22 protein-coding genes are annotated in these 21841 nt (G+C 70.5%); 10 read left to right on the top strand and 12 right to left on the bottom strand.

The genetic code is table 11. From position 1 onward, the window contains the following. The first annotated feature begins 6 nt into the window (after nucleotides 1-6). Complete coding sequence (gene sucB, locus V3C34_RS09490; RefSeq protein ID WP_346006862.1) at nucleotides 7-1857, top strand: 2-oxoglutarate dehydrogenase, E2 component, dihydrolipoamide succinyltransferase; 1851 nt, start codon at nucleotides 7-9, stop codon at nucleotides 1855-1857. Between the two features lies 1 nt (nucleotide 1858). Next, a complete protein-coding gene (locus tag V3C34_RS09485) occupies nucleotides 1859-2764 on the top strand; it encodes a TIGR01777 family oxidoreductase (RefSeq protein WP_346006860.1) in 906 nt (301 codons plus the stop codon). A 29-nt stretch (nucleotides 2765-2793) separates the two neighbouring features. Here the strand turns inward: V3C34_RS09485 and V3C34_RS09480 are convergent, their stop codons facing one another. Further along, complete coding sequence (locus tag V3C34_RS09480; protein ID WP_346006858.1) at nucleotides 2794-4485, bottom strand: serine/threonine-protein kinase; 1692 nt, start codon at nucleotides 4483-4485, stop codon at nucleotides 2794-2796. 110 nt (nucleotides 4486-4595) lie between these two features. On the opposite strand from V3C34_RS09480, the gene V3C34_RS09475 reads away from it, so the two are divergent. Genes V3C34_RS09475 through lipB form a run of 3 tightly spaced genes read left to right on the top strand, consistent with a single transcriptional unit; the run spans nucleotide 4596 to nucleotide 6386 of the window. Beyond that, nucleotides 4596-4946 carry a hypothetical protein gene (locus V3C34_RS09475; protein WP_068421954.1) on the top strand — a complete coding sequence of 117 codons (351 nt, stop codon included), beginning with the start codon at nucleotides 4596-4598 and terminating at the stop codon, nucleotides 4944-4946. Between the two features lie 19 nt (nucleotides 4947-4965). Beyond that, nucleotides 4966-5697 carry a peptidase E gene (locus tag V3C34_RS09470; RefSeq protein WP_346006856.1) on the top strand — a complete coding sequence of 244 codons (732 nt, stop codon included), beginning with the start codon at nucleotides 4966-4968 and terminating at the stop codon, nucleotides 5695-5697. Nucleotides 5698-5717: 20 nt separating this feature from the next. Continuing rightward, nucleotides 5718-6386 carry a lipoyl(octanoyl) transferase LipB gene (gene lipB / locus V3C34_RS09465; RefSeq protein WP_068324831.1) on the top strand — a complete coding sequence of 223 codons (669 nt, stop codon included), beginning with the start codon at nucleotides 5718-5720 and terminating at the stop codon, nucleotides 6384-6386. On the opposite strand, the gene V3C34_RS09460 is transcribed toward lipB, so the two are convergent. After that, nucleotides 6387-6815 (bottom strand): pyridoxamine 5'-phosphate oxidase family protein, encoded by a 429-nt coding sequence (locus V3C34_RS09460; RefSeq protein WP_068324833.1) that lies wholly within the window; start codon nucleotides 6813-6815, stop codon nucleotides 6387-6389. A gap of 160 nt (nucleotides 6816-6975) precedes the next feature. Here V3C34_RS09460 and lipA point away from each other — a divergent pair, with 160 nt between their 5' ends. Beyond that, nucleotides 6976-8031, top strand: a complete 1056-nt coding sequence (gene lipA, locus V3C34_RS09455; protein WP_346006855.1) for a lipoyl synthase — start codon at nucleotides 6976-6978, stop codon at nucleotides 8029-8031. Nucleotides 8032-8068: 37 nt separating this feature from the next. Then, the gene (locus V3C34_RS09450; RefSeq protein ID WP_338538258.1) at nucleotides 8069-8791 is read left to right on the top strand and encodes a DUF4191 domain-containing protein; all 723 of its coding nucleotides are present in this window, start codon (nucleotides 8069-8071) and stop codon (nucleotides 8789-8791) included. 13 nt (nucleotides 8792-8804) lie between these two features. Here the strand turns inward: V3C34_RS09450 and V3C34_RS09445 are convergent, their stop codons facing one another. Next, complete coding sequence (locus V3C34_RS09445; RefSeq protein WP_346006853.1) at nucleotides 8805-9212, bottom strand: RDD family protein; 408 nt, start codon at nucleotides 9210-9212, stop codon at nucleotides 8805-8807. 209 nt (nucleotides 9213-9421) lie between these two features. Between V3C34_RS09445 and glnA the strand changes: the two genes are divergently transcribed. Beyond that, on the top strand, nucleotides 9422-10846 hold the full coding sequence (gene glnA / locus V3C34_RS09440) for a type I glutamate--ammonia ligase (protein WP_068324840.1): 1425 nt from the start codon (nucleotides 9422-9424) through the stop codon (nucleotides 10844-10846). Between the two features lie 18 nt (nucleotides 10847-10864). Here glnA and V3C34_RS09435 read toward each other — a convergent pair whose 3' ends face one another. Beyond that, on the bottom strand, nucleotides 10865-11179 hold the full coding sequence (locus V3C34_RS09435; RefSeq protein WP_155993199.1) for a hypothetical protein: 315 nt from the start codon (nucleotides 11177-11179) through the stop codon (nucleotides 10865-10867). A gap of 47 nt (nucleotides 11180-11226) precedes the next feature. Here V3C34_RS09435 and V3C34_RS09430 point away from each other — a divergent pair, with 47 nt between their 5' ends. Together V3C34_RS09430 and V3C34_RS09425 are read left to right on the top strand one after the other, a co-directional pair. Further along, complete coding sequence (locus V3C34_RS09430; RefSeq protein WP_082807513.1) at nucleotides 11227-11502, top strand: helix-turn-helix transcriptional regulator; 276 nt, start codon at nucleotides 11227-11229, stop codon at nucleotides 11500-11502. Nucleotides 11503-11607: 105 nt separating this feature from the next. Continuing rightward, nucleotides 11608-12795 (top strand): site-specific integrase, encoded by a 1188-nt coding sequence (locus tag V3C34_RS09425; RefSeq protein WP_346006851.1) that lies wholly within the window; start codon nucleotides 11608-11610, stop codon nucleotides 12793-12795. Nucleotides 12796-12924: 129 nt separating this feature from the next. Here the strand turns inward: V3C34_RS09425 and V3C34_RS09420 are convergent, their stop codons facing one another. The 8 genes from V3C34_RS09420 to V3C34_RS09385 all read right to left on the bottom strand — a co-directional run bounded on the left by V3C34_RS09420 (nucleotide 12925) and on the right by V3C34_RS09385 (nucleotide 21838). Beyond that, nucleotides 12925-13446 carry a hypothetical protein gene (locus V3C34_RS09420; protein WP_169701883.1) on the bottom strand — a complete coding sequence of 174 codons (522 nt, stop codon included), beginning with the start codon at nucleotides 13444-13446 and terminating at the stop codon, nucleotides 12925-12927. 1189 nt (nucleotides 13447-14635) lie between these two features. Continuing rightward, nucleotides 14636-14833 carry a hypothetical protein gene (locus V3C34_RS09415; RefSeq protein WP_191279121.1) on the bottom strand — a complete coding sequence of 66 codons (198 nt, stop codon included), beginning with the start codon at nucleotides 14831-14833 and terminating at the stop codon, nucleotides 14636-14638. Between the two features lie 197 nt (nucleotides 14834-15030). After that, complete coding sequence (locus V3C34_RS09410; RefSeq protein WP_068324845.1) at nucleotides 15031-15324, bottom strand: helix-turn-helix transcriptional regulator; 294 nt, start codon at nucleotides 15322-15324, stop codon at nucleotides 15031-15033. Nucleotides 15325-15371: 47 nt separating this feature from the next. Beyond that, nucleotides 15372-17576, bottom strand: coding sequence for an HAD-IC family P-type ATPase (locus V3C34_RS09405; protein WP_346006848.1), 2205 nt, complete (start codon nucleotides 17574-17576; stop codon nucleotides 15372-15374). After that, nucleotides 17552-18010 carry a cation-transporting P-type ATPase gene (locus V3C34_RS09400; RefSeq protein ID WP_428832161.1) on the bottom strand — a complete coding sequence of 153 codons (459 nt, stop codon included), beginning with the start codon at nucleotides 18008-18010 and terminating at the stop codon, nucleotides 17552-17554. The genes V3C34_RS09405 and V3C34_RS09400 overlap by 25 nt, the downstream gene beginning before the upstream one ends. Nucleotides 18011-18090: 80 nt before the next feature. Continuing rightward, on the bottom strand, nucleotides 18091-19644 hold the full coding sequence (locus tag V3C34_RS09395) for a V-type ATP synthase subunit B (RefSeq protein ID WP_082807515.1): 1554 nt from the start codon (nucleotides 19642-19644) through the stop codon (nucleotides 18091-18093). Continuing rightward, nucleotides 19641-21491: a V-type ATP synthase subunit A gene (locus tag V3C34_RS09390; RefSeq protein ID WP_169701885.1), complete on the bottom strand. Its 1851-nt coding sequence runs from the start codon at nucleotides 21489-21491 to the stop codon at nucleotides 19641-19643. Before V3C34_RS09390 ends, V3C34_RS09395 begins: the two co-directional genes overlap by 4 nt. Further along, nucleotides 21488-21838, bottom strand: coding sequence for a hypothetical protein (locus V3C34_RS09385; RefSeq protein ID WP_169701886.1), 351 nt, complete (start codon nucleotides 21836-21838; stop codon nucleotides 21488-21490). The genes V3C34_RS09390 and V3C34_RS09385 overlap by 4 nt, the downstream gene beginning before the upstream one ends. Nucleotides 21839-21841 lie beyond the last annotated feature (3 nt).

The raw sequence follows: 21841 nt of genomic DNA, 5'->3' as shown, positions 1-21841 counted from the left end.
AGGCGCATGTCTGAGCGGGTGACCATGCCGGCGCTGGGTGAGTCCGTCACGGAAGGAACCGTGACCCGTTGGCTCAAGAACGTCGGCGACACGGTCGAGGTGGACGAGCCACTGCTCGAGGTGTCGACCGACAAGGTCGACACCGAGATCCCGTCCCCCGTGGCAGGGACGATCCAGGAGATCCTCGTCGAGGAGGACGAGACCGTCGAGGTCGGAGCCGACCTCGCGGTCATCGGGGACGGAGACGCCCCGGCGTCCGACGACTCCGGTGACGCGGCCGAGCCCGCGCAGGAGGCGCCTGCCGAGGAGCCCCAGGCAGAAGAGGCTCCCGCGGAGGAGCCGAAGGCGCAGGAGGCTCCCGCCGAGGAGCCGAAGGCCGAGGCGGCCCCTGCCGCCGAGACCGCTCCCGCCGAGGGTGGCGAGGGCACCAAGGTCGCGATGCCCGCCCTGGGCGAGTCCGTCACCGAGGGCACCGTCTCCCGCTGGCTCAAGGCCGAGGGCGACACCGTCGAGGTCGACGAGCCGCTGCTCGAGGTCTCCACGGACAAGGTCGACACCGAGATCCCCTCACCGGTCGCCGGCACCCTGACCAAGATCCTCGTCCAGGAGGACGAGACCGTCGAGGTCGGCGCCGATCTGGCGATCGTCGGCGGCTCCGGCTCGGGCTCCGCGCCCGCAGCCGAGGAGTCGCCCGCGCCGCAGGCCGACGAGGAGCAGCCGGCCACCGCGGGCACCACCGCCGACGAGGCCGCTGCGCAGGAGCCCGAGGCCGCCCAGGCAGAGGAGGCCCCCGAGCAGGAGGCCCCGAAGGCCGAGGCGCCCAAGCAGGAGGCGCCCAAGCAGGAGGCCCCCAAGCAGGAGGCCCCCAAGCAGGAGGCCCCCAAGCAGGAGTCGGCCGCCGGCGACGCCGCTGCCTACGTCACGCCGCTCGTGCGCAAGCTCGCTGCGGACAACGACATCGACCTCGCGCAGGTGACGGGCACCGGCATCGGTGGCCGGATCCGCAAGCAGGACGTCCTCGACGCGGCCAAGGCCAAGAACCAGCCGGCCGAGGCCCCCGCTGCCCCGGCCGCGGCGACGCCGTCAGCTCCCGCCGTGGGCTCCGCTCCCTCCGGCGTGCCGGCGGGCATGGAGTCCAATGTCCCGACGTCCAAGCGTGGCACCCGCGAGAAGATGTCGCGCCTGCGCAAGGTCATCGCCGAGCGCATGGTCGAGTCGCTGCAGGTCAGCGCCCAGCTGACGACGGTCGTCGAGGTCGACATGACCAAGGTGGCCCGCGTCCGCGACGCCGCCAAGGCCGACTTCGTGAGCCGTGAGGGCACGAAGCTCTCCTTCCTCCCCTTCATCGCCCTCGCGACGGCCGAGGCGCTCAAGGCGCACCCGGGTGTCAACGCGAGCGTCGAGGGTGACGAGATCGTCTACCACGGCCAGGAGAACCTCTCCATCGCGGTGGACACGGAGAAGGGCCTCTTCACGCCGGTCGTCAAGAACGCCGGTGACCTCAACGTCGCCGGTCTCGCCCGCGCCATCGCGGACGTCGCCGATCGCACGCGCAACAACAAGATCACGCCGGACGACCTGTCCGGCGGGACCTTCACCATCACCAACACGGGCAGCCGGGGTGCGCTCTTCGACACCCCGATCCTCAATCAGCCCCAGGTCGCGATGCTCGGGACCGGTGCCATCGTGCGTCGCCCGGTCGTCATCACGACGGACGACGGCGGGGAGACCCTGGCGATCCGCTCGATGATGTACCTGGCGCTCAGCTACGACCACCGGGTCGTCGACGGCGCCGACGCGGCCCGCTTCCTCGGGACCGTCAAGGCACGCCTCGAGGAAGGCCGTTTCGAGGCCTGACATGACCTCACCCCGACAGCGCGTCGCCATCACCGGAGCCTCCGGACTGATCGGCGGCGCGCTGTCGTCGTCCCTGCGCGAAGGGGGTCACGACGTCGTCCACCTCGTGCGCCGGGAGCCCTCGGCCGGGCACGAGCGGCAGTGGGACCCCTCCGCGGAGCACCTGCCGCCGCAGGCCCTCTCGGGCGTCGACACCGTGGTGCACCTCGCGGGCGCCGGGGTAGGCGACCGCCGGTGGACCCCTGAGTACAAGGCACTGATCCACTCCTCGCGGGTCGACGGCACCGACCTGGTGGCGCGGGCGATCGCCGATGGTGCGGGTCCGACCCGGCTCGTCACGGCCTCGGCGGTCGGCATCTACGGCGACCGGGGCGACGAGGTCCTCACCGAGGACTCCGCCGAGGCGGACACCTTCCTCGCCGATGTCGTGCGCGACTGGGAGTCCGCGACCACCCCGGCCCGCGAAGCCGGCGTACCGGTCGCCCACGCCCGCACCGGCATCGTCCTGTCGGCGCACGGCGGCGCCCTGACCCCGATGCTGCGAGTGGGCCGGCTCGGGCTCGGCGGCCCGCTCGGCTCCGGTCGCCAGTGGATGCCGTGGATCACGATCGACGACGTCGTCGCCGCCTACACCCTGCTCGTCGAGGACCCCTCCGTCACCGGCGCCGTCAACCTCACCGGTCCGCACCCGGCCCGCCAGCGCGAGGTCGCCCGCGCCATCGGCCGTCGGCTGCACCGCCCGGCCCTCCTGCCGGCTCCGCGTGCCGCGATCCGGGTCGTGCTCGGCGAGTTCGCCGACGAGGCCCTCGCCTCGGCCCGGGTGCTCCCCCAGCGCCTGCAGGATCTCGGCTTCGAGCACCGCCACCCCGACCTCGACGCGGCCCTGGCCCACCTGCTCGACGACTGAGTCCCCCTTCGACCTGGACCTGCATTGCCCTAGGGGAATGCGGGTTCAGGTGCGTCCGGCCGCCGTGGTGACGACGCGACGTCCGGGACAGCGCGGACGTCCCGGACGCGCCAGGCCCCGTCGTGCCAGACGAGGACGAGGTCGACCCGCTGCCCCGGGCGCGCGGGCCGGGTGCGTCGCCCGCCGTCCGGTCCGACCACCGTGTAGGCGCTCTCGTCGACGACGGTGCGCAGGACGGCCGTCGACCCCGCCGTCCGTTGCAGCTGCGCGGAGCGCACGGTCAGCTCCACCCCGCGGTAGCGGTGACCGCTCTCCCGCAACGAGGTGACGAGCCGGCCGTCCCGCGCGGCCGCGGGCGAGCCCGGCTCGTCGAGCCGGGCGACGACCTCTCGGTCGAGGTCGAGGACGAGCTGCTGCCGCAGCGTGGTCAGCTCCTGCGCGAGTCCCCTCACCGCCTGCCTGGGCGCCGAGCGGTCCGTGGCGAGTGAGGTGGCCGGCCCGGGCGCCGATGACGTCCGGGCGGACGCGGGGCTCGGGGTGGCGCCCCCTTCGTCCTCGGCGGTCGCGATCTGTCGCCACGGGACGATCACGGCGAGGAGCAGGGCGACGGCAAGCACGACGACGGTCCCGACCCGCCGGCCGAGCAGAGGCGTGTCGACGGCCGACCGGGCGATCGCGCGCGGCTCGCTCACCTCGTCCGGGTCGCGCGAGAGGTCGACGGGCTCGTCCCTGCGGCGCGGCGCGGCGTGACGACCTCCACGGCGCGGCTCGCGCCGTACCCGCTCCCCCTCGGCCTGCTGGGGGCGACGCTGCCACCACCGACGACGTGGCTGCGCCGGGCGGGCCGCCGCCAGCTCCAGCTGCCACGCGGGCGTGCGCAGCTCGTCCTCGGCCGCCGCCTCGCGGATGCGTCGGGTCAGGCCCGACGCGACGTCGCCGGTCGAGGTCATCCGCAGCGGCTGCGCGGGCACCGCGTCGAAGACGGCGCGCGCCACCTCGTCCGCCTCCGGCCGCAGCGCCGGGTCGGTCGCGAGGCAGGACTCGACGGCCTCGACCAGGGCGGGCTCGTCGGGCACGAGGTCGCCCAGCTCCGGGCGCGCGGCGATGTGCCCCGGGGCCGAGCCGGCGAGGCAGAGCCAGGCGATCGCACCGACCGCGTGGACGTCGCTGGCCCGCTCCGGGTCCCCGCCCTCGAGGACCTCCGGCGCGACGAACCCGTCGGTGCCGTGCACGTCGCCCGGTGCCTCGCCGGTGAGGCGCGAGTAACCGAGGTCCGCGAGCGCCGGCCGCCCGGTGGAGTCGAGCAGGATGTTGCCGGGGCTGAGGTCACCGTGGACGATGCCGAGGTCGTGCAGGCCGGCGAGCGCCTCGGCGATCGGCGCGATGATCGTGACCGTCTCCCCGGGCGTGAGGTGCCCGCGCTCGGCGACCACGCGCTCGAGCGAGCCGCCGGCGAGGAGCTCCAGGACGAGGGCGGTGGACCCCCCTTCGTCCGTCTCGACCTCGAGGGTCTCGTGCAGGCCGACCACGTGCTCGCCGGCCGCGTGCTGGAGCATCGCGTACTCGCGCACGCTCTCGTCGTCCAGGCCACCGCGCACGATCTTGACCGCGACCAGCTCGTCGTCGCTCTCGCGCCGGGCCCGCCACACCGTGGCCGTCGAGCCGCGACCGAGCAGGCGGGTCAGCCGGTAGCCGGGCACCTGGGGCGGGATCTCGTCCATGCCCCCACCATGGCCCGGATCGTCGATCCAGCCGCGGAGTTCTCCACAGGCACGAAGCGGACCGCGGACCTCACCGTCGGTCCTGCTCCCCCTTCGTTAGCCTGACGCGCATGGCCCCTCGCTCCGAGCGCATCGAGTACAACGGCACGGTCTACGACTCCTGGGCGGACCTCCCGCCCGAGGTGCAGGACCTGGTCCGCACGCGGATGCCCGACACGGACGGCGACGGGATCCCCGACGTCTTGCAGGGCGGTCCCGTGCCCGAGCCGGTCGTGACCACCACGTACTCCGTCGACGGCACCGAGTACAGCTCGCTCGACGAGCTGCCGCCGGACGTGCGGGCGCACCTCCAGCGGGCGATGGCCTCGGGGACGACGCCGAGCGGGTCCTTCACCGAACGCGTCGCCGGGCAGCCGCTCGAGGAGCCCCGCCGGCCGTGGTGGCGCCGCCTCTTCGGGTGACGCTGGTTAACCTGCGGTCATGACCGCAGACCAGCCCACGATCCTCGCCACCTCCGGTGGCTACGTCCGGCCGGAGCGGGGGGACCTCGTCTTCGCCGGGCTCGTCCACCACGCCGTCGAGCTGACCGGCACGACCTCGCGCCCGCGGATCTGCCAGCTCGGCACGGCCATGGGTGACCCGCGCACCTTCAACGCCGCCTTCTCCGAGGCCGGCGCGGCGGCCGGGTACGACGTCACCCACCTCAACCTCTTCCCGATGCCGACGGTGGAGGACATGGAGGCCCACCTCCTCGCGCAGGACGTCGTCTGGGTCAACGGCGGGTCCGTCGCCAACCTGCTCGCGGTCTGGCGGGTGCACGGGCTCGACGAGGTGTTCCGCCGCGTGTGGGAGGCGGGCGTCGTCCTCGCCGGCGTGAGCGCCGGCTCGATCTGCTGGTTCCGCGGGGGCACGACTGACTCCTTCGGGCCGGAGCTGCGGGCGGTCACCGACGGGCTCGGTCTCCTCCCGTACGACAACGGCGTGCACTACGACAACGAGGCCCGTCGCCGGCCGACGGTGCACCGTCTGGTCGCCGACGGCACGCTCGGCGAGACCCACTGCACGGACGACGGCGTCGGCCTGGTCTACCGCGGCACCCAGCTCGTCGAGGCCGTCACCGAGGTCGACGGCAAGGGGGCGTACATCGTGACGAAGGGGGAGGACGGCCGGGCGGTCGAGACCCCCGTCGAGACCCGCCGCCTCCCCCGCTGAGCCGGGCGTAGGCTGGCCCGATGCGTTTTGAGGAGCTGGGCTTCGCGCCCGACACCGTCGACTACCTGACCGCCTGGGAGCACCAGAAGCGGGTCCACGCCGCGGTCGTGGCCGGCGAGCTCGAGGACACGACGCTCCTCCTCGAGCACACGGCGGTCTACACCGCCGGCAAGCGGACCGAGCCGCACGAGCGGCCGGTCGACGGCACGCCGGTCATCGACGTCGACCGCGGCGGCAAGATCACCTGGCACGGCCCCGGGCAGCTCGTCGGCTACCCCATCGCCCACCTGCCCGGTCGCCGCGACGTCATCGCCCACGTGCGCCGGCTCGAGGAGATGATGATCCGCGTCGCCGCCGACGTGGGCGTCACCGCGACCCGCGTGCCGGGACGCTCCGGCATCTGGGTGCCCGGCGCCGACGGTGCGCGCGACCGCAAGCTCGGGCAGATCGGCATCCGCGTCTCCCGGGACGTCGCCATGCACGGGTTCAGCCTCAACGTCGACTGCGACCTGTCGTGGACGCAGACGATCGTGCCGTGCGGCATCCCGGACGCGGACGTCTCGACCCTCGCCCTGGAGACCGGGCGCGACCTCACCGTGGCCGACATCCTCCCTTCGGCCAGGGCCCACCTGCTCGAGGTCATGACCGAGGACCTCCCGCTCACCCGCGGAGCCGCGGCCACCGCCTGATCACCGGAGCGGGATCGCGTGCTCCCACGGCTTGTCGAGGTCGAAGCGCCGCCCGCTGATCTCCTCGGGGGCGATCTCGACGAAGACGTCCTTGTCGGTCGGCACCCACGACCGCAGCCGGGAGGCCTCCGCGCGCTCGCGGTCGTCGGTGGACTCCAGCACGCGCGCCCGGCCGCGCACGACGACCGACCACGCCTGCGCGGAGTCGTAGCCGTCGATCTCGAAGGCCACGTCCGACTGCATGACGACGCCGAGCAGCTTGTTGCCCTGGGCGGTCCGGAAGAGCAGGACCTCGCGGTCGATCGCGTAGTTGATCGGGACGATGTGCACCTCCCCCGCCAGGTGGAAGGCGAGCCGCCCGAACTCGTGCCCGCGCAGCTCCTGCCAGCACTCGTCCCGGCTCATCCCGTGGATGGGTGACTGCGTCATTCCGACCTCCTGTGACCCCGTGCGGGTCCGTGTGCCCGACACCTCGATCCTAGTGACGAAGGGGGTGCCCGTCGCCCCCCTTCGACCCTCCGCGGGGGCGGCGTAGGCTGGAGCGGTTTCCGGACACCACCGGGACCACCGAGATTGCCAGGAGAGCTGCGTGACCGTCGCACCCGAAGGACGTCGTCTGCTGCGCGTCGAGGCGCGCAACGCCGAGACACCCATCGAGCGGAAGCCGGAGTGGATCCGCACCACGGCGAAGATGGGCCCCGAGTACAACGCCATCCGCGGGCGGGTGAGCGGCCAGGGCCTGCACACCGTCTGCCAGGAGGCCGGCTGCCCCAACATCTTCGAGTGCTGGGAGGACCGTGAGGCGACCTTCCTCATCGGTGGTGACGTGTGCACCCGGCGCTGCGACTTCTGCGACATCGCGACCGGCCGCCCCACGTCGCTCGACATGGACGAGCCGCGCCGCGTGGCCGAGTCCGTGCGCGAGATGGGCCTGCGCTACTCGACCGTGACCGGCGTCGCCCGCGACGACCAGCCCGACGGTGCCGCCGCCCTGTACGCGGAGACGATCCGGGCGATCCACGAGCTCAACCCGCACACCGGTGTCGAGATCCTGCCGCCCGACTTCGGCGCCAAGCCCGAGCTCGTCGGGCAGGTGTTCGATGCCCGCCCCGAGGTCTTCGCCCACAACCTCGAGACCGTGCCGCGCATCTTCAAGAAGATCCGCCCCGCCTTCACCTACGACAAGTCCCTCAGGGTCCTGTCGATGGCCCGCGAGGCGGGGCTCGTCACCAAGTCCAACCTCATCCTGGGCATGGGCGAGGAGGACCACGAGGTCGAGGAGGCGATCCGCGACCTGCACGAGGCCGGCTGCGACATCCTGACGATCACCCAGTACCTGCGCCCCTCCAAGCTGCACCACCCGATCGACCGGTGGGTCAAGCCGGAGGAGTTCGTCCACTGGAGCGAGCTCGCCGAGGACATCGGCTTCAAGGGCGTCATGGCGGGGCCGCTGGTGCGCTCGAGCTACCGCGCCGGTCGCCTCTACGCGACGGCCATGCGCAAGTGGGGCCGGGCCATCCCGGAGCACCTGTCGCACCTCGAGCAGGCCATCGACGAGCCGGCCCGCCAGGAGGCCTCCTCGCTCGTCGCGAAGTCCCGCGCCCAGGCCCTGCTCGACCAGCCCGCCACCGGCACCGACGGCTGAACCCCACCCCCTTCCCGAGGAACTAGACTCAACCCCCATGGCCAGCAAGAACGAGCAGCCCGAGAAGCCGAAGCGCGAGAACCCCTTCAAGCGCCTCCGCACCGTCTACACGACGATCAAGCAGATCGACCCGCAGATCGGTCTGTGGATGCTGCTCGCCTTCGTCGCGGTGCTGGCCGTGGGCGCCGTCATCGGCCTGGTCATGGGGCACGTCCTCGCCTCGCTGCTCGTCGCGCTCCCCTTCGCCGCGCTGGCCGCGATGATCATGATGTCCCGCCGGGGTGAGCGGGCGGCCTTCGCGCAGATGGAGGGCCAGCGCGGCGCCTCGATCGGTGGCCTGTCCGCCCTGCGGCGTGGCTGGTACTACGACCAGGAGCCGGTCGCGGCCGACGCGACCAAGCCGAGCGAGATCAACACCGCGGCCGTCGTCTTCCGGGCGCTCGGCCGGCCGGGCGTCGTGCTCCTCGGCGAGGGCCCCAAGCACCGCGTCGACCGACTCTTCGTCAAGGAGACCAAGAAGATCAACCGGGTCGCCCCGGGCGTCACGGTCCACACCTTCCGCGTCGGCTCGGGCGAGGGCGAGCTCGCCCCCCGCAAGATCCGGATGACGCTCACCAAGCTGCGCCCCGAGCTGTCCAAGGAGGAGATGGCCGTCGTCAACAAGCGGCTGAAGTCCCTCCCGGGCCTGCGCCAGGGCGTCCCCGCCGGGGTCGACCCCACGCGCGCGCGCATGGACCGCCGCGCCCTGCGCGGTCGCTGAGCCGACGTCCTCGTCAGGGGCGCGTGACCCGCGTGCCGGCGGCGAGGTCGTGCAGTCCCCGCCCGTCGTCCTTGAGCATGATGATCGCCGGGATGAAGAGGCACAGCAGCGCGGCCCGGACGGTGGAGCGAAGGGGGGTGACCCACTGCCCGTGCACCGGCACGACCCGCAGGCCGAGCAGGCGGTGGCCGAAGGTCGCGCCGCCGAGCGTCACGCCGAGCGTGTTGAGCACGAAGAGCAGACCGAGCGGCACGAAGGAGAAGCCCTCCGGGCTCAGCTCGACGACCCGGCCGACCAGGCCGTGGGTGATGACCAGGCAGGCGATCCAGTCCACGAGCAGGGCGAGGACGCGACGACCGAAGGGGGCGGCGCTCCCCCCTTCGTCCTGGGTGGGGACACGACGGCCGGCGCTGCTGCTCACCGGGGCAGCCTATGCGTCCCGTCGATGGACGCGACCACCGGCCGGGCCCGCCACTCGGTAGGCTCGATCTCAGTGCGTGGGACCACCGTCTCGTGTAACACCGGCGAAACATCCGGGTCATGGTCGGGAAACCGGCCCGGCCTACGGTGACGCCAACAAGTTGATGCGGCAGGTCAGAGTGGGCTGCCGCCCCACCCCAGGAGGATGGTTTGTTCAGCTCCCCTGACGAGGTTCTTGAGTTCATCAAGGCCGAGGACGTCAAGTTCGTCGACATCCGGTTCTGCGACCTGCCGGGCATCATGCAGCACTTCAACGTGCCGGCCGAGTCGATCGACGAGGACTTCTTCACCGAGGGCCAGATGTTCGACGGCTCCTCCATCCGCGGCTTCCAGGCCATCCACGAGTCCGACATGAAGCTCGTGCCGGACATCAAGACCGCGTACCTGGACCCCTTCCGCGACGAGAAGACGCTCATCGTCAACTTCTCGATCGTCGACCCCTTCACGGGCGAGCAGTACAGCCGTGACCCGCGCAACGTCGCGGCGAAGGCCGAGGCGTACCTGAAGTCGACCGGCATCGCCGACACCGCGTACTTCGGTGCCGAGGCCGAGTTCTACGTCTTCGACGACGTCCGCTTCGACACCCAGCCGCAGGGCTCCTACTACTTCCTCGACTCGATCGAGGCCAAGTGGAACTCCGGTCGGAAGGAGGAGGGCGGCAACAAGGGATACAAGACGGCCATGAAGGGCGGCTACTTCCCCGTGCCGCCGGTGGACCACTTCGCCGACCTGCGCGACCAGATCTGCCTGAGGATGAAGGACGTCGGTCTCGAGGTCGAGCGCAGCCACCACGAGGTCGGTTCCGCGGGGCAGCAGGAGATCAACTACAAGTTCAACACCCTGCTCCAGTCCGGCGACGACATCATGAAGTTCAAGTACGTCGTCAAGAGCACCGCCTGGCAGGCCGGCCACACCGCGACCTTCATGCCCAAGCCGATCTTCGGCGACAACGGGTCCGGCATGCACACCCACCAGAGCCTGTGGAAGGACGGCGAGCCGCTCTTCTACGACGAGCAGGGCTACGGCGGCCTGTCCGACCTCGCCCGCTGGTACATCGGTGGCCTGCTCAAGCACGCCCCTGCGCTGCTCGCCTTCACCAACCCGACGGCCAACAGCTACCACCGCCTGGTCCCGGGCTTCGAGGCCCCGATCAACCTCGTGTACTCCGCGCGCAACCGCTCGGCCTGCATCCGCATCCCGATCGCGGGCAACTCGCCGAAGGCCAAGCGTGTCGAGTTCCGCATCCCGGACCCCTCGAGCAACCCGTACCTGTGCTTCGCGGCCCAGCTGATGGCCGGCATCGACGGCATCAAGAACCGCATCGAGCCCCCGGAGCCGGTCGACAAGGACCTGTACGAGCTGCCGCCGGAGGAGCACGAGGCCATCGAGCAGGTCCCGACCTCTCTCCCCGAGGTCCTCAAGGCTCTCGAGGCCGACCACGAGTTCCTGCTCGAGGGCGACGTCTTCACCCAGGACCTCATCGACACCTGGATCACCTGGAAGTACGAGAACGAGGTGCTCCCGCTGCAGGTGCGCCCGCACCCGCACGAGTTCGAGATGTACTTCGACATCTAACCGGGCCTCCGGCTGCGGTCATTCAGCAACGCCGAACGACCGCAAAGAACAGCCGCTGACCTGCACAAACGCCGCCGAGCGACCTTTTGGTCGTTCGGCGGCGTTTGCTGTTGGTAGCCGCTCGTCTGTTACAAATCCGGTACAAATTTGGGTAGCGCCATCTCCTGCCACACGGTCCTCAGGGGACTCTTCGGGTAGGTCGCGGCACGGGTCGGTTGCCCGAGCCACCAGCCTGGCATCGCACAGTTGGGCAACCACCGCCGCGATGCCCGAGTCATCTTGCTGCCACATCGTTTCCGCCGACGTGATCGCTCCCATGCCGCCGTCGGACATAGGTGCCCGTAGACCAACTGTCCGTCAACGCCGCGAGGAGGGGCTGGATGATGGCAACGAACTCGAACGTGCCGGCTATGGAACCGGGAATCTTTGGGCCGCGGCGGCGCGGAGACCGCGGAAGCCGGGCACCCAGGCTGGTCGAGGCCCAAGAACTGTGGGACATCGACGATGTCGCTTCCTACCTTGGCGTGACAAAGCAGACCATCTACTCCTGGCGGACGACAGGTTACGGCCCGGCCGGCTTCCGTGTCGGCAAGCACCTGCGCTGGCGGGCAGCAACCGTGATCAATTGGACGGTGCGACTCGAGGAGAATCAGTGATCCCGACAGGCCATCAGCCTGACCCGGAATCGACTCCATCGCCACCAGCGAGCAGATGCTCATCAGCATGTTTGGTCACCCGGTCCGACGCTGCCGAGGGCTGCCATGGCAAGCATTAGCTCTGGGAGACCATCCGACGACGGCAGCCCTCGCTACGTCGTCAACTACCGAGATCCCGAGGGGCGGCAGCGTCGTAAGACCTTCCGACGCAAGGCCGAGGCGGTTGCGTTCCGCAACACGGTCGAGGCGGACAAACTTCGTGGAACCTACCTTGATGTCGACGCAGGCAGGATCTCATTTCGCCCCTATGCCGAGGAGTGGCTCGACAGTCGGACCTTCAGTCCGCTGACCTACGAGGCGACCGAATTGCGACTCAGGCTCCATGTGTTCCCGACGCTAGGACACCTCGAGCTGCGACAGATCAAGCCGTCGACCATCCAGAAGCTCCTACGGTCGATGGAGATGGCCGAGACCTACCGGCGCGTCATCTTCTCTAATGTGTCTGCCATCTTCTCGGCTGCGGTCGACGACGACATGATTGCCAAGAATCCGTGCAAAGCGAGTTCAGTGACAAGGCCCGCAACGTCGCGCCGCAAGGTGGTGCCTTGGCCGACCGCGTGGGTCTCCTCCATGCACGACGCGCTTCCGCCGCAGTACAGGATCGCAGTCACGTTGGGATCGGGGTTGGGACTACGCCAAGGCGAGGTATTTGGGCTCGCGGTCGAGGATGTCGACTTCCTCCGCGGAGTTGTGGAGGTCAGGCGGCAAGTCAAGGTGTTCGGAGGCAACCGCCTGGTCTTTGGCCTGCCGAAGGGCGACAAGACCCGAACCGTCCCCTTGCCCGAGAGCGTCGCGACGGAACTCAGCAACCACCTCGCTACCTACCCGCGACGGAGCATCACGCTTCCGTGGGGAACGCCCCAGGCGGACAAGAAGTCGAGCGCAGGGCTCATACTCACCACACGCGAGCGTTCTGCCCTCAACCGCAACTACTTCAACACACGGCTCTGGAAGCCCGGCCAAGCCCATGTGGGCATCGAGCAATCGCGTGACAACGGCATGCACGCTCTACGCCACTGGTACGCCTCCGTATTGCTAGACGCCGGCGAATCGATTCGCGCCGTGTCCGAATACCTCGGCCACAGCGACCCCGGGTTCACCTTGCGCACCTACACCCATCTCATGCCCAGCAGCACGGAGCGAACCCGTGCAGCAGTGGATGCGGCCTTTGCAGCCGGGCGCCACGCGGGCAAAGAGGCTGACACAGAACTCGAGCAACCCTCTCGGGGCTAGCGGGCGCCAGTCAAGCAACGCAAGTTGACTGACTACCGCAGCGACAGAGGTCGACCCGCTCATGGTCTGCGGGAATGGGCCCTCTCGATGTCTAACACTAGGAGGTCTTGGCACGGTCGAACGCCGTCACTAGCTGTCGAGGAAGTCCCATTCGGCCCCGAGAACCCAGCGGATCGCAGAGATCTTCCCGGAGAGCATCCCCCAGTCGAACTGAGTCTTGGTGTCCTTGCGGAGCAGGTCGACTCCGTACTGTTCCTCAATTCGGCGGGCGGCCGCCTGTGCTGTCGCCCAGATCTCCGCCGAATAGCCCTCGGGGCGCTCGTCACCAATCGAAGCCTCCGAGCGCCCGTACCAGAGCCGATCGAACAGCTCGTGTTCGACCGCCATGATTTCGGAGACACGACGCAGCGCAGACGTCTCAACCTGATGCCTGAACGCGAGATCCATCCGGTCAGCCAGCAGCCTCCGCAGTTGCGGCATTTCCCACGTTCTCACGCGGAACGCCGGCCTCGTCTGGTTGAAGCTCGAGATCCAGTCCTTCGCTCCGTTGGTGAAGAATCCTGAGGCAACAAACAGCACCGTGTCCGGCCGCTCGGCCGTGGCCCAGGCGATCGTCCCTTGTCCATGCTCGCGACACGCTGTGGCTGACAAAGAGCCCGAGAGCGTTCCGTGTGCTCGAGTCCTGGGCGATGCGGGCCTGTCGCCGCAGCTCGTACATCAACCGCTCGCGGTCGCCCAACGGTTGGTCGTCGAGGCGTCGCTCGGCGTCGAGGAGCAGGCCTTCGAGGCGTTCGCGGTCCGCGATCGCCATCCGTGCAGCCGGGGTCGTCGGCATCAGCACGGAGATGCAGGGGTACCCACCGGCCGCGGTCAAATGCGCGGCAGCCTCCGGTGTGAGGTCCCGGGGAATGGCTCGGCCACCCCCGCCGACGTGGTCGGCAGCCGTGGGGAGGGGCGAATCCTCCATATCGGGAGCGTGGACTGAGGCGCCGCGCCGGTCACTATGGATCATGATCCTTCTCCTTCCGGACCTTGCACTGCGGCGGTACGCCGCTCGCTGACCGTCATGGCGTCCGCCGGGCGAACCGACGTGCCCATCGAACGCGGCCCGCGGTCGGGTGAGTCCTGACGACGTCGATCCGCACGAGCGGGGTTCCCGGCCACAGCTGGCCAACCTCCCCTTCGCGGTCGGCGACGTCGAGTGTCATGCGTCGTTCCCACAGGAGGTGCAGTTCAGGGTCGCGCGAGACCGGGGAGCGGGGAACCGTCAGCATCAAGTGGGCTTCGGCGCCGGCGGACACCCAGCGGTGGAGCTCATCGACGACGTCCCACGACAGCGGCATTCCAGCGTCGGCACGCACGTGGGGCCTGCCATCGCAGCGTCGATTCGCCCGGTGGGCCGTCGTTTCAGCGGGGTGGGGCTGGGCCGGCGCAAGGAGCGTGTCGAGCGCACATCGGCTCGAGAGCCGGTGTCCAGGTCCTCCGATCCCGCGCCGCCATGCCCAAGCCCCCCAAGCCCCCCAGGCCCCCCTCAACGAGCTCGGCTCGTGTTCGAACCTGACCGTCACGCGACTCGCGTGGGGTCCCGCAACCCCCGCGAGGTCTTCGAGACGGTCGCGAAGGTTGCCGTCCGTCGTGGCAGTGCTGCGCCGTCGCACGAACGAGAGCAGTCTGCGGTGCGGGATCGTCAGGGTCACGTGCACGCAGCACCCTGCCTGGAGATGACGTACGACCTCGTCGAGGTCCGTGCGCGACCAGGCACCCGAGACAGGGAGTCGCACGTGGGGGTGGAACGGGTCGCCGCTCGCGGGCATCGCAGCAACCGGCAGCCTGAGGAGCATCATGGACGCCTCCCCGCCGCGTCGACGTACGGGCCGTCGGAGCCACCCTCGGGCACGGACCCGTGGGACGAGTGTCGCCGGTTGCGCCGTGCCGCTGCGCTCGCCTGCCCGCGCCTGACACCGCACCAGCCGAGCTCACGCGCCGCCCAGAGGCCGAGCCAGAGAGCCAGTCCGAGGAGGATGAGTAGGTCGTCCATGCTGATCACCACCGTTGTCGTCGGTCCGGGCCTCGTTGCCCGGATGGTGATCAGGAGTGGTCTCTCCCGTCCCGGTTATGGGACCCGGTCGCCGGGCCGATCAGTCGGGCTGATCAGCCGTGGTGACGTGCGACCGGAGGTGGGGTACTCCCCAACCCTGATGTACGCAGACCTTATCACGAAGTTGTCTTCGCATGTCAAGGGGTGGCGGTGGACTTGTTGACGAGGTCGACGAACGCGCCGATGGTGACTCCGGATTCCAGCTCGTGGCGGAAGTGGGAGTCGCGGGTGACCCGGTATCGGTTGCGCCGACCGACCTTGTCCTTGTCGACGTAGCCGTGCTCCACCAGGTCCGCGACGATCTGCTGCACCGCCCGCTCGGTGATGCCGACGGCGTCCGCGACGTCGCGGGTCCGCGCGTCCGGGTCGCGCGCGAGGGCGACCAGGACATGGCCATGGTTGGACAGGAAGGTCCAGTCGTCGCGGGTCATGATGACTCATGGTACGCGATTCTGGTTTCGTATGTCCCGGGTCGTCCTCAGCCTTCTCGTCGACGCGTGCCCCAGCGGTGGCCGAGCTTGACGAGCTCCTCGACCAACAGCACGCACAGCGCCACTCCGATGCAGATTCCCCACTGCTCGGGTGTGAGGGCGACGGTGTCGAAGATCGCCTGGCCCCACGTCGTGTGCACGGCTGCGATGTGCAGCAGGGCCACCGTCGTCAGGGACACCCACAGCCACCGGTTGGTGAAGGTGTGCGGTGCGAACACGGTGACGTGCTCCGCGCGTGCGTTGAGCGCGTTGACGACCTGGAAGAGCACGAAGGTGGTGAAGGCCATGGTCAGGCTGACGGCCTCGCCCCACTCCTCGCGGGCGAGGATGAGGACCGCGAGGGTGCCGATCGCCATCACCAGGCCCACGCGGGCCAGCCTGATCAGTCGCGCCGGGGAGAGGATCTGATCGCCGCTGCGTCGCGGGGGCTCGGACATGATCCCCGGCCGGGCCGGGTCCACGCCCAGCGCCATTGCGGGCGGGCCGTCCATGATGATGTTGACCCACAGGATCTGCACGGCCGTCAACGGGGCCGGTAGCCCCATCACCGAGGCGCCGAGGAAGGTCGAGATGGCGCCCATGTTGGTGGAGAGCTGGAAGCGCACGAACTTCACCACGTTGTCGTAGATCGAGCGACCCTCCTCGACGGCGCCGACAATGGTGGTGAAGTTGTCGTCGGTGAGGATGAGGTCGCCCGCCTCCTTGGTGACCTCGGTTCCCGTCAGACCCATGGCCACGCCGATGTGCGCCGAGCGCAGCGCCGCGGCGTCGTTGACGCCATCACCAGTCATGGCCACGACATGGCCCCGCGCGGTGAGCGCCTTCACGATGTCGACCTTGTGCTCGGGAGACACCCGGGCGAACACCGCCACCTCGTCGACGACGTCGGCCAGCTCCTCGGTCGACAGCTCGGAGAGCTCGGCGCCGGTCATCGCGCGGCCCTCGATGCCGAGCTCGCGGGCGATGGCGACGGCGGTCGCGACGTGGTCGCCGGTGATCATCTTCACCCCCACACCGGCCCGGTGGCACAGGGCCACCGCCGAGGTCGCCTCGGGCCGCGGTGGGTCGGCGATCCCGAGCAGGCCGAGCAGGGTCAGCGACGCAACGTCGGAGTGTGGCTCGGATGACGGTGACTCGACCAGGCGGGTGGCCACGGCCAGCACGCGCAGTCCGCGCTCGCCCATTGCCGCGATGGCGTCGTCGAGTCGCTCTCGGTCGGACGCGGTGAGCGCAACCTCCTCGCCGCCGAGCAGCCACGAGTCGCAACGCCGCAGCAGCACGTCGGCCGCGCCCTTGGCCAGCACGCGGGAAGCGGGACCCTCGTCGTGGTAGGTGACCATGTACTTGTAGTCGGCGTCGAAGGGGATCTCCGCCGATCGCGACCACTCCTGACGGCGCGCCGTCACGTCGAGCCCCGCCTTGGCCGCCAGCACGACCAGCGCACCCTCGGTCGGGTCGCCGATGATGCCGGCGCTATCCCCATCCCCGTCGCCGTCCGCCTTGAGTTCGGCGTCGCTGCACAGGGCGAGTGCGTCGAGCAGCAGCGGCGGCAGGCTTGCTTGCGCGCCGTCGGAGTAGAGGATTTCGCCGTCGGTGTCGTATCCCTGGCCGTGGACCGTGAGCACGTTCTCGCCCACGCGTACCTCGCGGACCGTCATCTCGTTGAGGGTCAGGGTGCCGGTCTTGTCGCTGCAGATGACGGTGGCCGAGCCCAGTGTCTCGACCGAGGCCAGCCGCTTGACGATCGCGTTGCGGCCCGCCATCCGGTGCACGCCGAGCGCGAGCGTCAGCGCCAGTACGGCCGGCAGGCCCTCCGGGACGGTCGCCACCGCGAGCGCCACGGCTCGCAGGGCGATCTCGGAGGGGGCCTCGCCCCGCGCCAGGGCCAGCGCGACGTACACCGTCACGGCGACGAGCCCGATCACGGCCAGCCGCTTGCCCAGGGTGTCGAGCTGCCGCTGCAGGGGGGTCTGCGGCTCCTCGCCAGTGGCGAGCATCTCGGCGATGGCGCCGACGGAGGTCTCCATGCCGGTGGCGGTCACGACCGCTTCGGCCCGTCCGCGGGTGAGCGCGGTGTTCATGTGGACCATGCCGTCGCGATCTGCGAGGGGGGCGTCGTGTTCTACGGTCGAGTTGGCCCGTTTGGGGACGGGCTGGGACTCACCGGTCAGGGCCGATTCGTCGACCTCCACCGAGGAGGCGAGGATTGGCGCGCGTCCGCGGGCACCCGGTCGCCCGCCTCGAGCAGGACGACGTCGCCGGGCACGAGGTCGCCGGCGTCGACGACGAGGGTTCGCCCGTCGCGCCGGATCCGCGCCGAGGGGCTCAGCATGTTGCGTAGCGCCTCGAGGCTCTTCTCGGCTCGCTGCTCTTGGAAGAACCCGATGCTGGCGTTGATGAGGAGCACCACGGCGATGACGATGGTGTCCTTGATCTCACCCACGAGGCCCGCGAGGACCGCGGCACCGATGAGCACCAGGATCAGGACGCTGCGGAACTGGTCGAGGAAGCGCAGCAGCACCGGTCGGCGTACGGGCTCGGCCAGCTGGTTGGGGCCGAACCGGTCGAGCCGTGTCCGGGCCTCCTCGCTGCTCAGGCCTTGGGCGGGGTCGACCTCCAGTGTCATGGCCACTTCCTCGGCGCTGGCGGCGTGCGGGTTGCTGAGTGGGGTGCTGTGCGGGGTGGTGCTGGGGACGGGTGCCGCGGTCATGGCTGGCTCCAGGTGGTGCTCTTGGCGGTGCTCTCGGTGCGCTCGGTGGGGGTGGTGGTGGTGCGGTGGTGCTGGGCGACGTGGTCGGCCCCGACCCGGCCTAGCTCGTCGGGCTCGAAGTCGCCGAGCAGTTCCCAGCCCAGGTCCAGGGTCTGGGTGATGGTCCGCCGGGCCTCGCCCTGGCCGACGAACTCCTCCTCGAAGCGACGGGCGAACGCGAGGTAGCGGCGGTCCTCGGCCGTCAGGCCGCTCTCGCCGACGATCGAGACCAGGCGCCGTACCTCGACGCCGCGGGCGTAGCAGGCGTAGAGCTGGTCGGCCAGACCCCGGTGGTCGGCCCGCGTACGCCCCGCGCCGACGCCGGCGTTCATCAGCCGCGACAGCGACGGCAGGACGTCGAAGGGCGGGTCGACGCCGCGTCCGGCCATGTCGCGCGAGAGGACCACCTGTCCCTCGGTGATGTAGCCGGTGAGGTCCGGGATCGGGTGGGTGATGTCGCCGTCGGGCATGGTCAGCAGCGACAGCTGGGTCAAGGAGCCGGTCGAGCCGTGCACCCGTCCCGCCCGCTCGAAGAGGGAGGCCAGATCGGTGTACATGTAGCCGGGGTAGCCGCGCCGCCCCGGCATCTCCTCGCGGGCCGCGGCGATCTCGCGCAGCGCCTCGCAGTACGCGGTGATGTCGGTGAGGATCACCAGGACGTGCAGGTGCTTCTCGAAGGCGAGATACTCGGCCAGCGTCAGCGCCACCCGGGGGGTGAGCAACCGCTCGATGGTGGGGTCGTCGGCCAGGTTGAGCAACAGCACATTGCGGTGCCCTGATGCGCTGGTGGCGAACTGGTCCCGGAAGAAGTCGGCCTCGCGGCGCGTGACGCCCATCGCTGCGAAGACGACCACTACTCCCTCGGTCCCGTCGGCCTGGTTGTCGTGTCTGGCCTCGCCGGGCACCCGGGCCTGGATGGCGATCCGGGCGGCCACCTCAGCGGCGGGCAGCCCGGCCGCGGTGAAGACGGGCAGCTTCTGCCCACGGACCAGGGTGTTGAGGCCATCGATGGCCGAGAAGCCGGTCTCGATGAACTGGTCGGGGTGGATCCGCGCGACGGGGTTGAGCGGCAGCCCGTTCACCGGCCGGTACGCCTCGGCGGTGGGCTCCGGCCGGCCGTCCCGCGGACGCCCGGCACCGTCGAGGACGCGTCCCAGTACGTCGGTCCCGACGCCGGTGACCGCTGCGCGGAACCGCGCGCGCACGGCGACGTTGGCCCGGCCCATGCCCTCGGTGCCGCCGAGCACCTGAACCACCGCGCGGGAGCGGTCCACCTCGAGGACCTGGCCGTCGCGTTCCGTGCCGTCGTCGGTGACGACGGTGACGACGTCGCCGAACGCTACGGCCTCGGCGCCCTCGACCAGCAGCAGCGGCCCGGCCACCCGGCGTACGTCGCGCATCTCGATCGTGGGCAGGATGCCCACGGGTGCGACGGCGACGGCGTCCCGCGCGCGGGTGATCGTGTCCGCGGTGTCTTCCGGGCTGTCTTTGGAGCTGTCCAGCGTGGTCATCGCTGCTCCTCCTCGTCGGTGGTGAGTGCCGCGCGCTCCTCAGTAGCGCGCTCTTTGGTGGTGAGTGCGGCGTGCATGGTCGAGACGGCGTCGTCGAGGTGTCGCTCGAGCGTGTCGTCGACCGGCCAGCCACGTGCTGCGGCGACCGTGCGCAGGACGGGGTGGGCGACGACGTCGGCGACGGGTCGCCCGGCGGTGACCGCAGCGGTCATGGCCTCCTCGGCCGACTTGATCAGTCGCAGCATCGTGACCTGCTTGGCCGGCGGACAGCTGGCGTCGGCGGGGTCGAAGGAGTTCTGCTGCAGGTAGTCCTCGCGGAGCATGCGACCCACGCGCAGGGTGACTCGCTGGGGCGGCGCTACCGCCTCCACGCCCAGGAGGCTGACCACCTCCTGCAGGCTCCCTTCCTCCTGCAGCGTGCGGACGGCCCAGGCGCTGAGGCGCGACCAGTCCTCGGCGACGTGCTCGTCGAACCACTCGCCCAGCCGGTAGGTGGTGTAGCTGCGTGTCCAGTTGATCGACGGGAAGTGGCGGCTGCGGGCCAGGCTCGCATCGAGCGCCCAGAAGCATCCGGCCACGCGCAGGCTGTTCTGGGTGACCGGCTCGGAGAAGTCCCCGCCTGCGGGCGACACGGCGCCGACGACGGTGACCGACCCGCTACGCGGGGTGGAGCCGAGGCAGTCGACGAGCCCGGCGCGCTCATAGAAGGCCGCGAGGCGGGTGGCGAGGTAGGCGGGGTAGCCGTCCTCGGCCGGGATCTCGCCGAGACGACCCGACACCTCGCGCAGTGCCTCGCCCCAGCGGCTGGTGGAGTCGGCGAGCAGGACGGCGTGCAGGCCTTGGTCGCGGTAGTACTCGGCCATCGTGATGCCGAGGTAGACGCTGGCCTCCCGGGCCGCGACCGGCATGTTGGAGGTGTTGGCCACGAGCACGGTCCGCTCCATCAGGGGGCGACCGGTGCGCGGGTCAGAGAGCTGTGGGAACTCCTCGAGCACCTCGGTCAGCTCGTTGCCCCGCTCGCCGCAGCCGACGTAGACCACCACGTCGGCCTCGGCGTGCTTGGCGATCGCCTGCTCGAGCACCGTCTTGCCGGTGCCGAATCCGCCGGGGATGATGCCGGCACCGCCGAGGGCGATCGGGAAGAGGCTGTCGAGGACCCGCTGGCCGGTGAGCAGCGGGCGGTGCAGGGCCTGGTGTCCCCGCACGGGACGGGGCCTGCGGATCGGCCAGCGTTGCAGCATTTGCACGTCGTGGCCCTGGACGCGGGCGATGACCTCGTCGACGCGGTGCGACCCCTCCGCGACGTGCTCCACCACGCCGCGGACGCCCGGCGGCACCAGGACGCGGTGGCGCAGCGCTGTGGTCTCCTGCACGGTCCCGAGCTCGTCGCCCGCCTCCACGCGGTCGCCCGCCACCACGGACGGCACGAACTCCCAGGTCCGGGAGCGGTCGAGGCCGGGCAGGTCGGCGCCGCGCGGGATGTAGATGCCGTGTTCGGCGTTCAGGGCGGCGAGCGGGCGCTGGGTGCCGTCGAACACGGTGCCGAGCAGCCCGGGGCCGAGTTCGATGGTCAGCGGTCCCCCGGTGCCGGTCACGGGGTCGCCGACGCGCAGCCCCGAGGTGTCCTCGAAGACCTGTACCGTGGCCAGGGCGCCGTCGAGGCGGATCACCTCCCCGGGCAGGTCCTGCGGGCCGACCTTGACCACGTCGTAGAGCCGGCACGCGGGTAGGCCAGCGACCTCGAGGACTGGGCCCGAGACCCGCACCACCGTCCCGACCTGGTCGCCGGAACCGGCCGGCGCGCCGCCGTGTGTCGTGCTCGGCATCGTGGTGGGTGTCGTGCTCATGGGTGGTCTCCTTCGGGGACGAAGCTGATCTCGTAGCCGACCGCTCGTCCGAGCAGTCGCTGGAGCTGGTCGTGGGGCTCGGTGTCCACGGCCGGGGCGTCGGGCGGGAGGCCGACCACGAGGACGTCGGTGCGCTCGGCCCAGGCATCGCGGGCGGCGAGTGGCAGTCGAGTCCACGCGTCGTGGTGCACCAAGACCACCGCGCGGCCGTCGCCGGGCAGGCGCACAGCTGTCTCGACAGCTCTGTTGACGGCGTCGGCTCCGATCTCCCCGTCCGGGCCGGGCTCGGGCACCACCGTCGCGGCGCCCGCGAGGCGGAAGCCCGCGTCGACGTCTCGCGGAGCCACCAC

The organism is Janibacter terrae, assembly GCF_039636765.1.
GTDB lineage: Bacteria > Actinomycetota > Actinomycetes > Actinomycetales > Dermatophilaceae > Janibacter > Janibacter terrae.
This window is presented reverse-complemented; position numbering and strand designations above follow the sequence as displayed.